13 protein-coding genes are annotated in these 12,521 nt (G+C 65.0%); 8 read left to right on the plus strand and 5 right to left on the minus strand.

Going from position 1 to position 12,521, the window contains the following annotated elements:
* Positions 1-169: 169 nt before the first annotated feature.
* The 4 genes from NLM27_RS36975 to NLM27_RS36990 all read right to left on the minus strand — a co-directional run bounded on the left by NLM27_RS36975 (position 170) and on the right by NLM27_RS36990 (position 5,017).
* Entirely contained in the window at positions 170-1,147 is a 978-nt protein-coding gene (locus NLM27_RS36975) for a peptidyl-alpha-hydroxyglycine alpha-amidating lyase family protein (RefSeq protein WP_254147952.1), read from the minus strand.
* Between the two features lie 128 nt (positions 1,148-1,275).
* The gene (locus NLM27_RS36980; protein ID WP_254147953.1) at positions 1,276-3,039 is read right to left on the minus strand and encodes an NAD(P)/FAD-dependent oxidoreductase; all 1,764 of its coding nucleotides are present in this window, start codon (positions 3,037-3,039) and stop codon (positions 1,276-1,278) included.
* 155 nt (positions 3,040-3,194) lie between these two features.
* Positions 3,195-4,280, minus strand: a complete 1,086-nt coding sequence (locus NLM27_RS36985; RefSeq protein WP_254147954.1) for a DUF2855 family protein — start codon at positions 4,278-4,280, stop codon at positions 3,195-3,197.
* The gene (locus tag NLM27_RS36990) at positions 4,277-5,017 is read right to left on the minus strand and encodes a DNA-3-methyladenine glycosylase (RefSeq protein ID WP_254147955.1); all 741 of its coding nucleotides are present in this window, start codon (positions 5,015-5,017) and stop codon (positions 4,277-4,279) included. Before NLM27_RS36990 ends, NLM27_RS36985 begins: the two co-directional genes overlap by 4 nt.
* A gap of 116 nt (positions 5,018-5,133) precedes the next feature.
* Between NLM27_RS36990 and gluQRS the strand changes: the two genes are divergently transcribed.
* Positions 5,134-6,003, plus strand: coding sequence for a tRNA glutamyl-Q(34) synthetase GluQRS (gene gluQRS / locus NLM27_RS36995; RefSeq protein WP_254147956.1), 870 nt, complete (start codon positions 5,134-5,136; stop codon positions 6,001-6,003).
* Between the two features lie 104 nt (positions 6,004-6,107).
* A complete protein-coding gene (locus tag NLM27_RS37000; protein WP_254147957.1) occupies positions 6,108-7,376 on the plus strand; it encodes an ATP-binding protein in 1,269 nt (422 codons plus the stop codon).
* Here NLM27_RS37000 and NLM27_RS37005 read toward each other — a convergent pair.
* The gene (locus NLM27_RS37005) at positions 7,303-8,196 is read right to left on the minus strand and encodes a YihY/virulence factor BrkB family protein (RefSeq protein WP_254147958.1); all 894 of its coding nucleotides are present in this window, start codon (positions 8,194-8,196) and stop codon (positions 7,303-7,305) included. The genes NLM27_RS37000 and NLM27_RS37005 overlap by 74 nt on opposite strands.
* Before the next feature lie 290 nt (positions 8,197-8,486).
* Here NLM27_RS37005 and NLM27_RS37010 point away from each other — a divergent pair, with 290 nt between their 5' ends.
* The 6 genes from NLM27_RS37010 (at position 8,487) to NLM27_RS37035 (ending at position 12,519) form a co-directional block, all read left to right on the plus strand.
* Positions 8,487-8,681, plus strand: a complete 195-nt coding sequence (locus NLM27_RS37010; RefSeq protein WP_254147959.1) for a twin transmembrane helix small protein — start codon at positions 8,487-8,489, stop codon at positions 8,679-8,681.
* 2 nt (positions 8,682-8,683) lie between these two features.
* Positions 8,684-9,256: a cob(I)yrinic acid a,c-diamide adenosyltransferase gene (locus NLM27_RS37015; RefSeq protein WP_254149022.1), complete on the plus strand. Its 573-nt coding sequence runs from the start codon at positions 8,684-8,686 to the stop codon at positions 9,254-9,256.
* A 126-nt stretch (positions 9,257-9,382) separates the two neighbouring features.
* Positions 9,383-10,132: an electron transfer flavoprotein subunit beta/FixA family protein gene (locus NLM27_RS37020; protein WP_254147960.1), complete on the plus strand. Its 750-nt coding sequence runs from the start codon at positions 9,383-9,385 to the stop codon at positions 10,130-10,132.
* The gene (locus tag NLM27_RS37025; RefSeq protein ID WP_254147961.1) at positions 10,132-11,076 is read left to right on the plus strand and encodes an electron transfer flavoprotein subunit alpha/FixB family protein; all 945 of its coding nucleotides are present in this window, start codon (positions 10,132-10,134) and stop codon (positions 11,074-11,076) included. The genes NLM27_RS37020 and NLM27_RS37025 overlap by 1 nt, the downstream gene beginning before the upstream one ends.
* A gap of 189 nt (positions 11,077-11,265) precedes the next feature.
* The gene (locus NLM27_RS37030; RefSeq protein WP_254147962.1) at positions 11,266-12,147 is read left to right on the plus strand and encodes a 3-hydroxybutyryl-CoA dehydrogenase; all 882 of its coding nucleotides are present in this window, start codon (positions 11,266-11,268) and stop codon (positions 12,145-12,147) included.
* Between the two features lie 177 nt (positions 12,148-12,324).
* A complete protein-coding gene (locus NLM27_RS37035; protein ID WP_028182113.1) occupies positions 12,325-12,519 on the plus strand; it encodes a hypothetical protein in 195 nt (64 codons plus the stop codon).
* The last annotated feature ends 2 nt before the right edge of the window (positions 12,520-12,521 follow it).

Below are 12,521 nucleotides of genomic sequence, written 5' to 3' on the forward strand. Positions count from 1 at the left end.
TGACATACTACATGCAGCGTGACGGGATTGTGAAGCCCGTTGAGCGACTTATTCAGGTGCAAGCAATGCGGCGGCGAGGTGGCAAAGGCACTCAAAAAGCCGCGATTCCGGGCAGGGCCATGCAGCTGGCCGGAACCGCCTTCCGCGGTGCGTTGCGCCTCTGCCTTGGCTACTCCCGCACCCGCTCCAGCTTCTGCAAGCACCGCGTCGCGCGCACCGCGGCCGGCATCTCCTCGTCGGGAAAGCTCGTCTTCCAGTCGGTGACACCGACCTCGCCGACATAGATGTCGCCCTTCGAATCCAGGGCGATGCCGTGCGGCGCCAGGAACTTTCCGCTGGAAACGCCGGGCCCTTCCTCGCCGCCAAGCCGCGCGATGCGTTTGCCCTTCGCGTCGACGATGGACAGCCGCGGTCCGAGATTAGGCACCTTGCGGTTGACGGCCATGCCGGGGCCGAGCTCGCCGATCACGAAGGTCGGGCTCTTAGCCCCACCGCAGCAGCACAGCGCGCAGGGGCGGTGAAGGTTGTTCCACTGCGTCTCATATTTGCCCTCGCCATTGAACACCTGCACGCGGTGGTTCTCGCGGTCGGCAACGTAGACCCAGCCATCGGCATCGGTGGCAATATTGTGCACGATGTTGAACTGACCGGGATCGGTGCCGGGCTCGCCCCAGCTCTTGAGCAGCTTGCCGTCGGGCGTGAACTTGTGCACGCGCGCATTGCCATAGCCGTCGGACACGTAGATCTCGTCCTTCGGCGACAGCGCGGTATGGGTGCAGCGGTGAAAGGGATCACCGCTCATGAACGGGGACGGCTTCTCGGGAATGCCGATCGTCAGCAGCACCTTGCCGTCGGTGGTGCATTTGCGCACGGTGTGGTCGCCGTCATCGGTGCAGTAGAGATTGTCGTCCGCGTCGATGTGCAGGCCATGCGCGCGCGAGAACAGGCCTTCGCCAAAACTCCGCAGGAAATTGCCGTGGCGGTCGAGCACCACCATCGGATGGGCACCGCGGTTGAAGACGTAGACCTGGTCCTTGCTGTCGACCGCGACGGAGGCGACGTCGGTGAGTTGCCAGCCGTCCGGCAGCTTGGCGAAGTTTTCGACGACGCGGTAGCGGTGTTCGCCGGTGCCGAGAATGGCTGGCATCAGTCTCTCCTCTTGTCATTCCGGGGCGCGACGTAGTCGCGAGCCCGGAATCCATTGGGCCGCGTGTCCCGGAGTTTCCATGGATTCCGGGCTCGCGCTGCGCGCGCCCCGGAATGACGATTGTGTGTTTACGTCCGTCCCAGGATCCCTTCCTCGATGGCCTTGATCTGCAGGGCGAGGTATTTCGAGTTGATCCGGCATTGCGCGAGGCTGCCGGCGATGAACCAGAGTCCGGGTTGCTTGGTGCGCGCATACATGTTGCGCAGCTCAAAACCGTCGCCGAAACCCCAGACCGGGCCGACGCGGTCGGCCATGGCATCGCCGAACAACTTCCGAACAAGATATTCCTGCGGCTTGTAGCCGGTGGAGAGCACGATGAGATCGGCGGTGATCGTCGTGCCGTCCTTCATCTGCGCGCCCTCGGTCGTGAAGCTCTCGATGTCGGAGAACTGCCTGAGCTTGATCGCGCCTTCGACGATGAAATTCGAGCAGCCGACGTTGAAATAATAGCCGCCGCCGCGGGTCAGATATTTGAACTGCCAGCCAGTGCCGGCTTCGCCGAAATCGAGCTTGAAGCCGACGCGAGAGAGCCCGTCGAGCAGTTCCTTGTCGAGCTGCTTCGACTGCTCGGTCAGCATCACATGCGTCTTCCTCGCAAGCGGCGTCGGCATCGAGGCGGCGATCAGGTCGTTGTCCTCGAGCGTGCCTTCATTGTAGGTCGCATAGGCGAGCTGGGCCGATGGTTCGATGTTGGTGACGAGCGTCGGCGAGCGCTGGACCAGCGTCACCTCGGCGCCGCTGGAATGGAGGTCCTGCGCGATGTCGTGACCGCTGTTGCCGGTGCCGATCACGATCGCGCGCTTGCCTGTCCAGTTCTCGCCGTCCTCGTAGCGGCTGGAATGGACCAGCGTGCCGCTGAAATTGCCGAGCGTCGGAATATCAGGCACATTCGCGATGCCGCTGACGCCGGTCCCCATCACAACGTGGCGCGGGTGCATGGTCCGCGTGCTGCCGTCGGCGCGCCGCAGCGTCACCGTCCACTGCCCCTTCGCCTCGTCGTATGCGCCGCCCTCGAACTCGGTGCCGGTCCAGAAGTTCAGCTCCATGGCGTCGACATAGGCTTCGAACCAGTTGGCGAGCTTGTCCTTGGGGATGTAGGTCGGCCAGTTCGGCGGGAACGGCATGTAGGGCATGTGATTGACCTGCACCTGGTTGTGCAGGGTCAGCGCGTGGTAGCGCCTGCGCCAATTGTCGCCGATCCGGGACTCGCGATCGACGATCAGCGTGTCGATCTGCAATTGCTTCAGCCGCGCCGCGATCGCAAGTCCGGCCTGACCGCCGCCGACCACCAGCACGGCGGGGTCGCGATCGCTGTAGTCGCGTGAAACATTGCGCAGGTCGAGCCAGTTCGGCCCACGGAAATCGCGCGAATAGGCCTGACCGCGCGGCCGCGATGTGCCGAGCTGCTCCTCGAACCCCTTGAGCTCGTCGAGCGTGGTGAGCAGCGTCCACGCCTTCAACCGGTCGCCGTCGGTGGTATCGGGCACCAGCCGCACGATACCGCTGCCGCGCCCGAGCGCGGTCTCGAAGGTGAAGATCGCCTCGATGTTGTTGGTCCCGGCGCGCGTCACCCGGCGCGGTGCTGCGCGGTTCGGCGCGATCTTGAAGCTGGTCGGCGCCGCCTTGGGCGCGAGCGCGGTCAGTGCCCGCGCGACCGTATCGCGTCCCGCAAGCGTCTGCAGGTTCCAGCTCAGCGCCAGCACATCGCGCCAAAAGCTGTCGGCAAGGAAGAGGCGATCGAGCGCAGCCGGCTCGGGTTTGCCCAGTGCGCGCTCGAATTCATCGAGCCAGGCTTGCGCGGAGGCAGCAATATCCGTCGTACGATCCAGCATGCGCGACCTCGTGGCCGTCTTCGCGGTGTTTCCTCACGAGCATGATCCGGACCCGGAGGGCCGTGTAGCGCAAAGCGCGTAGCGGTTCTCCGAACCCGTCATGCCCCAATGTAGAGATCGAACGCTATACTGGATGAGCACTCGTCGAAAGCGCTTTACCCGAGCAGCGAGAGCATGTGGCCCTGCTCAGGCGGAATACGCCCCTTCAGCGTATCGAGATAAATGCGCTGCACCGCTTCCGGCCCGCGGCTCTCGACCACCGTCAGGCATCTTTCCAGCAGCGGCGCAAAGCCGGTCCATGCCGCGCCAAAGCGCTGCTCGATGCCGCCCGGGCCCCACTCCTTGGCGCGCTTGCGGATATGGTCGGGCGCGAAGAACCAGCGCGGCTTCGCGCCGGGCAATACGCCTTCGTCGGCGTCGGTGGCACGATGCGTCAATCCGACACGCACCGAGCAGGTCATCTGGTCGCGAAAATGGTGATGCAGCTCGGCCCGCAACGCGCTGTTGCCGGCCATATCGACGAACGCGACCGGCGCGTCGGAGGGCAGCGACGTCACCCGATCATAGCTGACGACCTCGTCATAGCAGCCGAGCGACGCGACGAAGCCGCTGTTGCCCGCCGAGGTCAGCCCGATCACCTTGCGGCCACGCGTGTGCAGGAGATGGGCGAGCCCGAACGCAGTCTTGCTCGAGGCGCTCGATAGCAGCACGCTGCGCGCGCCAAAATCGTCGTTCTCGGCGAGGAAGTCGTCGACCAGGAACGACAGCATGAACAGCGGACGCAGCAACGCCTGAAGATCACCCTGATGTCCGGCGAAAGCGGGGTCGCCGGTGACGCGGGAATAGAGATTGTAGACCGGCGAGACTTGGTGACGATGCGCGGCGCCGTCGCGAAGCGCGCGCTTGCTGACGTCGGTGGCCTCGATGACGAGATGCGTCGCCATCGGGAAATAGCCGAACAGCCGCTCGCCGACGGCGACGCCGGGATGTCTGGAGGCAATCACGTCGCCAAAACCCCACACCGGGATGTTGCCGAAGCCCTGTGGTGCCGGAAAGATCTGCCAGTATTTCAGCGCCTCGCCCATCACCGCATAGGTGACGTTGTTGGCGGTGAAGGCGAAGCGCTCGACCTTCACCAGAAGCGCATCCGCCGGCAGCGCGGCGGCGTCTGGAATTGCGGTCTCGATCAGTTTGCACTGCTCGAGATCGTCGCGCGCGACGACGAAATCGGTCGATGTCATGGTGAGGGTCCCGGCTTTTTCCGTGCCGGCATCTTGTCTTTCACCACTGCGCGCTTTGCAACAGCAACATTGTTTAAAACGGTGTTCGCCTCGCCGGCGATGACGCCTTCGCGTTTCTTGACTGCGCGATAATAGCTCCACCACAGATGTGCCGCTGCACCGCGCAGGGGACGCCAGGGTTCGGCGAGCGGCGCCATCTGCTTCTCCGTCGGCCGCGCCTTCAGGCCGAGCCCGATGCGGATGCCTTCCTGCACGGCGAGGTCGCCGGCCGGCCAGGCATCGCCATGGCCGAGGCAGAACAGCAGGTAGACGTCGGCGGTCCAAGGGCCGATGCCGGGCAGCGAGATCAACGTGTGATGCGCCGCGTCGGCGTCCTCCTCCGCGAGCACGTCGAGGTTCAGCCGCTGCGCGGTGATCTCGCGCGAGAGATGTTTCAGCGTCTTGATCTTGGCGGCGGACAGGCCGAGCCGTCCCAGCCGGTCGGCGCGCGCGCGGCCCACCGCGTCATGGTCGAACGGATCGAAGGCGGCGGACAGCCGTCCCCAGATCGCTGCGGCGCTCGCGGTGGAAAGCTGTTGCCCGCAGACGATGTGCGCGAGCCCGGCAAAGCCCGGCTCACGCCGTCGCAAGGCGGGCATACCGGCGATCTCCAGCACGGGCTTGAGGCGCGGATCGCGTTTGATCAGCGCCTGGACGGCCTCTTCGAGATCAGATTGGGTTTCGAGGTGGATGGTCATTGTGGCCCTGCTCGTCATGCGCGGGCTTGACCCGCGCATCCATCTCCTATCGTAACAGAGTCCTGGAAGATGGATTGCCGGGTCAAGCCCGGCAATGACAAGTCTCGTGAGAATCCATGCCACCCGTTTTCCGATTTGCCCCCAGCCCAAATGGCTTCCTGCATCTCGGCCACGCCTATTCGGCGCTGCTCAACTTCGAGCGTGCACGCGAGACCGGCGGGCGGCTGCTGCTGCGGATCGAGGACATCGACGCGGCGCGTTGCCGGCCGGACTATGAGACGGCGATCTACGAGGATCTCGCCTGGCTCGGGATCTCCTGGGAGATGCCGGTGCGGCGGCAGTCGGAGCATCTGGCCGATTATTGCGCCGCGCTGGAAAATCTCTCTGCACTCGGCCTCGTCTATCCCGCCTTCGAAAGCCGCGCCGAGATAGCAAGGCTCGTCGCAGCGCGTGAGGTCGGCGGGTCGTGGCCGCGCGATCCCGACGGTGCGCCGCTCTATCCCGGCGATGCCAAATCACTGTCGGCTGACGCGCGGTCGCGGCTGATCGCATCAGGCGCACCTTACGCGCTGAGGCTCGACATGGCAGCAGCCTGCCGCCGCGCCGCCGGCCTGACCTGGAACGAACTGGGCGAGGGGCCCGATGGTGAGCATGGCACCGTCCCCGCAGAGCCGGAGGCCTGGGGCGACGTCATCCTGGCCCGTAAGGAGACGCCGACCAGCTACCACCTGTCCGTGGTGGTCGACGATGCACTCCAGGGCATCGGCGAGATCGTGCGGGGGCAGGACCTGTTTCACGCCACCGCGGTGCATCGCCTGCTGCAGGTTCTGCTCGGCCTGCTGGAACCCGCCTATCGCCACCACCCCCTGATTCGCGACGGTGAGGGGCGGAAGCTGTCCAAATCGAGCCAGTCGACAGGTCTGCGCGAATTGCGCGCGGCCGGCGTCACGCCGGCCGCGATCCGCCAGCTGGTGGGATTAGGTTAAGTTTCTCTGGGGGTTAGCCAAACGCCGCCGTGACTCCAGGTGTTCCGCCGTGCCATGCTCAGTGAACAGCCCGGGGTTCGAAGAGGATACTTCGAAGGGGAGCTATGGCGGCGAAAAAGCGCCCAGCGCGCACCATGCGGACGTCCAAACGAGTGGGTCGGAAACGATCCGGGACGGCCGGCCGGTTGCGCAAGAACAGCGCCAAGGCGGCTGCGCCGGACGTGGTCCAGGCCGCGCTCGCGGCCTTTGCGCATGAGGTCCGCACCCCCCTGACCGGCATTCTGGCGATCAGCGACCTGCTCGCGACCTCCGATCTCGGCGAGCGGGAGCGGCGCTGGGCCGACACCATCAAGGCCGGTGCCGAGCATCTGGCGAGCCTTGCCACGCTGTTCGTGGACGCTGCCAGGACGGGAAAGGGGGCCGGGAAGGGAGGAGGTACGCTCCGGCAGGACCTGTTCGACCTGCGCGCGCTTGCCCGCAGCGCCGGCGATTCGCTCGCCGGGCGTGCCGCGGCCAAGGGTCTCCAGGCCGAGATCGACATCTCCGAGAAGCTGCCGGGGCTGGTGGTCGGCGATCCCGTCCGCCTGCGCGCCGCGCTCGAGAACCTGATCGACAATGCCGTGAAATTCACCGACCAGGGCGGCGTGGCGCTTGCCGTGGCGCCCTGGCGTGCGGGCAAAGGCAAAGCAAAGGGCAAAGGCAGGGTCGGCATCGCGTTCGCGGTGTCCGACAGCGGCATCGGCCTCACCATGGCCGAAATCAAGCGGCTGTTCCGCCCGTTTACGCAGGCCAATGTCACCATCGCGTCGCGCTTCGGCGGCGCCGGCCTGGGGCTATCCTCGGTGAAGCAATTGGCGCGTGCGATGGGCGGCGATATCACGGTCGCTCCGCGCCGTTGCGGCGGCGCCACTTTCACGCTGACGGTGTCGCTCGACGCAACCGGTTCGGGCAAATCGCGCAAGGCGAGGAACGGTAGCGAGCCCGAGGCGGCGGCGGCCCTCCGCGTGCTCAGCGTCGAGGACAATCCGTTCGGTCGCGTCGTGCTCAACACCATCCTGACCGAGCTCGGCCATCATGCCGAGTTCATCGGGCGCGGCGAGGACGCCGTCGATCGTCTCGCCCAGGGGGCGTTCGACGCGGTGCTGATGGACATGGTGCTGCCGGGCATTGACGGCGTCGAGGCGATCAGGCTGATCCGTAGCCTGCCGACGCCGCTGGCTCAGATCCCCATCATCGGTGTCTCCGGCCGCGGCGAAGACGAGGCGGCCTCGCGCGAGGCCGGTGCCGACGCCTTCCTGGTCAAGCCTGTGTCTCCGCGGGCGCTAGCGACTGCGCTGCTTGAAGCGACACGCCGTGAGGCAGCCGCGACTTGATGATCGCGGCGTTGAGCTCGCCGCCGTAAACGAAGATCGCGGCGATGAAATACAGAAACACCAGTGCGATGATTACCGAGGCGAGCCCCGCATACATCGTCACGTAATTGTTGGCGAAGCGCGCCAAATACTGCCCGAACACGATGCCGGAGATCAGCGACGCCACGATCGTGAAGACGATGCCGGGCAGGATCTGGAGGAAGCCGCGCCGTCCCGCCGGCAGCCAGGCGTGTAGGATGAGCAGCGCCACCACCAGCGCGCCAACGGTGATGCCGTAGCGTAGCCAGGTCAGGATGCTTTCGTTGGATTCGACGAATAGCGGGATATGGCGCCGCGCCGCCTCGATGAAGAGCGGACCGAGCACGATCAAAAACGCCATGGCGAGCGCCGTGAACGCTGCAATCAGCGTGTAGGCAATCGATTCCAGCCGGAGCCAATACCAGCGCCGCATCTCCACCACCGCATAGGCGCGGTTGAGCGCAACCCTGAGCGCCTCGACGCCGTTGGAGGCGAAATAGACCGACAGCGCCGCGCCGATGGTCAGAATGCCGGTTCGGGTGGTGGTCAGCACGTCGTGGACCTCGCCGGAGATCGAATCGGCGACCTGCTTGGGCCAGATCTGGAGCATCAGGCTGGCGGCCTGGTCGGCGAGCTCCTTGGAGCCGAAGACGCCGGCAAGCGAGGTCAGCACGATCAGGAACGGGAACAGCGCCATCAGGGTCGACAGCGCGATGTGGCTCGCGATCGCCCAGCCGTCGTCGGCGAGGAACGTGTAGAACGCGTCCTCCACGACCATGTAGATGTAACGGATCGCTTTCACGGCTTGCCCCAGCTTCGCCTCTCCCCGCTTGCGGGGAGAGGCCGGAATGCGCGCGTAGCGCGGATTCCGGGTGAGCCTCCGCGAATCCCACTGTCACCATCCTCGCGGAGGGCCCCCCTCACCCGCCGTGCGTTCCGCACATCGGCCTCTCCCCGCAAGCGGGGAGAGGCGAAGAAGGCCGGCGATGGTCGCAGATCGGAAATCATCTTAAGAGCTTCGGATATTATTGGCTTAAAAGCCAGATTGGGAACGCCGTAGCGGACCGGCGCACACGGTGTTATCTACCCCAAATGGCATCTGTCCTGAGTACTTTCATCCTGCCGGTGGCGGCCGGCGCCGTGGCGCTGGTGTTGCTGCTCGGTCTCGTCAACATGATGCGCGGCGGCTCGCCCAACACCTCGCAGAAGCTGATGCGCTGGCGTGTGCTGCTTCAGTTCCTGGCGATCATCATCGCGATGCTCGCGGTCTGGGCGATGGGGCGTTGAATATGGTCGTGCTCAACCGCATCTATACGAAGACCGGTGACGACGGCACGACGGCGCTTGGCTCGGGCGAGCGCCGTCCGAAATACGACCTGCGCATCGAGGCCTATGGCACCGTCGACGAGACCAATGCCGCGATCGGCGTGGTCAGGCTCTACACGCATGACCTGCCCGAGTTCGACGCGATGCTTGGTCGCATCCAGAACGATCTGTTCGATCTCGGCGCTGATCTCGCGGTGCCCGAGCGTGAAGGCAAAGCGGAGCGGCTGCGGGTGGTGGCGAGCCAGGTCGAGCGGCTCGAGCGCGACATCGACGCGCTCAACGACAAGCTCGCGCCGCTAACCTCCTTCGTGCTGCCGGGCGGCACGCCGGCCGCGGCTCATCTGCACGTCGCGCGCACAATATGCCGCAGGGCGGAACGGGTGATCGTGGAACTGGCGGCTCGGCCCGGCGAGCCGGTCGGCGCGGCTGGCATCCAATATATGAACCGCCTGTCGGACTTCCTGTTCGTGGCGAGCCGAGCCGCGAACGGCAATGGCGCGGGCGACGTGCTCTGGGTTCCCGGCCAGAACCGCTGACCCGTTTGGGCGGGACATTTCTAAGGTCTAAAATTTGGCTGCTTCGCGCGTTGACCGGGCCTGATCAGGCCTTTAGGTTCCGCGCCAGTTGATAACCCCCCTCCCAAATTGAGTGAAAGAGGATCGATGAAGGTCTTGGTGCCGGTAAAGCGGGTGGTCGATTACAACGTCAAGGTTCGCGTCAAGAGCGATGGATCGGGCGTTGAACTCGCCAACGTCAAAATGTCCATGAACCCGTTCGACGAGATCGCGGTCGAGGAAGCGCTTCGCCTGAAGGAAGGTGGCAAGGCCACCGAGGTCGTGGTGGTCTCGATCGGACCGGCGCAGGCATCGGAGACGATCCGCACTGGCCTCGCCATGGGCGCCGACCGCGGCATCCTGGTGAAGGCCGAGGGGAATGTCGAGCCGCTCGCGGTCGCCAAGATCCTGAAGAAGGTCGCGGAAGAAGAGCAGCCGGGCCTGATCATCCTCGGCAAGCAGGCGATCGACGACGACTCGAACCAGACCGGCCAGATGCTTGCCGCGCTGCTCGGCTGGTCGCAGGCGACGTTCGCCTCGAAGCTCGAGGTCGAAGGTTCTGACTTCAAGGTCACCCGCGAAGTCGACGGCGGTCTGCAGACCGTGAAGCTGAAAGGACCGGCGATCGTCACCACCGATCTGCGTCTCAACGAGCCGCGCTATGCCTCGCTGCCCAACATCATGAAGGCCAAGAAGAAGCCGATCGCGGAGAAGACCGTCGCCGATTACGGCGTCGACGTCGCCGCGCGCCTCGAGGTTCTCAAGACGACGGAGCCGGCGGGCCGCAAGGCGGGCGTCAAGGTCAAGGACGTCGCCGAGCTGGTGTCCAAACTCAAGAACGAAGCCGGGGTGCTCTGATGACGACGCTTCTGATTGCCGAACACGACAATGCGTCGTTGAAGGATGCGACCAACAAGGCCCTCACCGCGGCTGCCGCGCTCGGCGCGGACGTCGAGGTGCTGGTGGCCGGCCAGAACGCCAAGACCGCGGCGGATGCCGCCGCCAAGCTTGCCGGCGTCAAGAAGGTGCTGCTCGCCGATGGCGACCTCTACGCGCACGATCTCGCCGAGCCGCTGGCCGCGCTGGTCGTGTCGCTGGCTTCCGGCTATGACGCGATCGTCGCGCCGGCGACCTCGCGCTTCAAGAACGTGATGCCGCGTGTCGCCGCCCTGCTCGACGTCATGCAGGTCTCGGAGATCATCAAGGTGGTCGCCCCCGATACTTTCGAGCGTCCGATCTATGCCGGCAACGCCATCCAGACGGTGAAGTCGAAGGATGCCAAGAAGGTCATCACGGTGCGGACCTCAACCTTCGCCGCAGCGGGCGAAGGCGGCAGCGCCGCGGTGGAGAACGTCGCGGCGGCGGCCGATCCGGGTCTGTCGACGTTCGTCGGTGAGGAAGTCGCCAAGAGTGATCGTCCCGAGCTGACCTCGGCGAAGATCATCGTCTCCGGTGGCCGCGCCATGCAGAGCCGCGAGAATTTTGCCAAGTACATCGAGCCGCTCGCCGACAAGCTGGGCGCCGGCGTCGGTGCCTCGCGCGCGGCGGTCGACGCCGGCTATGCGCCGAACGACTGGCAGGTCGGCCAGACCGGTAAGGTCGTGGCGCCCGAGCTCTACGTCGCCGTCGGCATTTCCGGCGCGATCCAGCATCTGGCCGGTATGAAGGACTCCAAGGTGATCGTCGCGATCAACAAGGACGAGGACGCGCCGATCTTCCAGGTCGCCGATTACGGTCTGGTCGCCGACCTCTACCAGGCGGTTCCGGAGCTGACGGCCGAACTCGGCAAGCTCGGCAAGTAAAACGAGCTAAAAACACCGGCCGGAGGTATAAACTCCGGCCGGTGTTGCTTTTTGAGGCGTTTTCTTTGGCGTGGGGCACGCCTTCGAAGCGATCCAATCTAGGTTTCGAGCCAAGGTTCTGATTAAATCGGACCTCCCGGCTTGGGGATAGGCAGGCGCGACATGCGCGCCGTTCCGGTGGATGACATTATGGCGGCAGTGATCAAGAAGGTCGGCGTGATCGGCGCGGGTCAGATGGGCAATGGCATCGCTCATGTTGCGGCGCTGGCCGGCTTCGACGTGGTGCTCAACGACGTCTCGGCCGACCGACTCAAATCGGGCATGGCCACCATCAACGGCAATCTGGCGCGCCAGGTCTCCAAGAAGGCCGTCACCGAGGACGACAAGGCCAAGGCGATGGCGCGTATCAAGCTTGGCGAGAGGCTGGACGACCTCGCCGACTGCGACCTCGTGATCGAGACCGCGGTCGAGAAGGAAGAGGTCAAGCGCAAGATCTTCCACGAGCTCTGCGCCGTGTTGAAGCCGGAGGCGATCGTCGCCTCCGATACGTCCTCGATCTCGATCACGCGCCTTGCCGCCGCCACCGACCGGCCTGAGCGCTTCATCGGCATCCACTTCATGAATCCGGTGCCGCTGATGGAGCTGGTGGAGCTGATCCGCGGCATCGCCACCGACGATGCGACCTTCGAGGCATCCAAGGAATTCGTCGCCAAGCTCGGCAAGCAGGTCGCTGTCTCCGAGGATTTCCCGGCCTTCATCGTCAACCGCATCCTGCTGCCGATGATCAACGAGGCGATCTACACGCTGTACGAAGGCGTCGGCAATGTCGAGGCGATCGACGCCGCGATGAAGCTCGGGGCGCACCATCCGATGGGCCCGCTGGAACTCGCCGATTTCATCGGCCTCGACACCTGCCTCTCGATCATGCAGGTGCTGCATGAGGGGCTGGCCGACTCCAAGTACCGTCCGTGCCCGCTGCTGGTGAAATACGTCGAGGCCGGCTGGCTCGGCCGCAAGACCCAGCGTGGCTTCTACGACTACCGCGGCGCCAAGCCGGTTCCGACGCGCTGACCCATTTCCCGGTGCCGTAGGGTGGGCAAAAGGCGCAAAGCGCCGTGCCACCATCTCTCCGATGATGCGATGGATTTGGTGGGCACGCTTCGCTTTGCCCACCCTACGGCATCTGTGACAATTCATGTCGCGTTAACCCCTCGCGCCTAGGTTACGGCCGGTAAGAGGGTTCGCGTAATGGACATGATGGCGATGGTCAGCACCATGCTGGCCGCTCAGCAAGGCGCGCTGCAATCGAACATCGCGGCGACACTGACCAAGCAGAACATGGACATGGAGAAATCCACCGTCCTGACACTGATGGGCGCCGGTCAGCCCTCCCTCGCCAATGTCGGCCCCGGCGTCGGCGGCAATCTCAACGTCACCGCCTGAAC

The sequence above is a fragment of the Bradyrhizobium sp. CCGB12 genome, assembly GCF_024199845.1.
In the GTDB taxonomy this organism is placed as follows: Bacteria; Pseudomonadota; Alphaproteobacteria; order Rhizobiales; family Xanthobacteraceae; genus Bradyrhizobium.

Coding starts and splice junctions, on each gene's coding strand:
- NLM27_RS37035 (WP_028182113.1), top strand. CDS start 12,325: ATGGACATGATGGCGATGGTCAGCACCATGCTGGCCGCTCAGCAAGGC.
- NLM27_RS37025 (WP_254147961.1), top strand. CDS start 10,132: ATGACGACGCTTCTGATTGCCGAACACGACAATGCGTCGTTGAAGGAT.
- NLM27_RS37030 (WP_254147962.1), top strand. CDS start 11,266: ATGGCGGCAGTGATCAAGAAGGTCGGCGTGATCGGCGCGGGTCAGATG.
- NLM27_RS36975 (WP_254147952.1), bottom strand. CDS start 1,147: ATGCCAGCCATTCTCGGCACCGGCGAACACCGCTACCGCGTCGTCGAA.
- NLM27_RS37000 (WP_254147957.1), top strand. CDS start 6,108: ATGGCGGCGAAAAAGCGCCCAGCGCGCACCATGCGGACGTCCAAACGA.
- NLM27_RS37010 (WP_254147959.1), top strand. CDS start 8,487: ATGGCATCTGTCCTGAGTACTTTCATCCTGCCGGTGGCGGCCGGCGCC.
- NLM27_RS37020 (WP_254147960.1), top strand. CDS start 9,383: ATGAAGGTCTTGGTGCCGGTAAAGCGGGTGGTCGATTACAACGTCAAG.
- NLM27_RS36985 (WP_254147954.1), bottom strand. CDS start 4,280: ATGACATCGACCGATTTCGTCGTCGCGCGCGACGATCTCGAGCAGTGC.
- NLM27_RS37015 (WP_254149022.1), top strand. CDS start 8,684: ATGGTCGTGCTCAACCGCATCTATACGAAGACCGGTGACGACGGCACG.
- NLM27_RS36990 (WP_254147955.1), bottom strand. CDS start 5,017: ATGACCATCCACCTCGAAACCCAATCTGATCTCGAAGAGGCCGTCCAG.
- gluQRS (WP_254147956.1), top strand. CDS start 5,134: ATGCCACCCGTTTTCCGATTTGCCCCCAGCCCAAATGGCTTCCTGCAT.
- NLM27_RS36980 (WP_254147953.1), bottom strand. CDS start 3,039: ATGCTGGATCGTACGACGGATATTGCTGCCTCCGCGCAAGCCTGGCTC.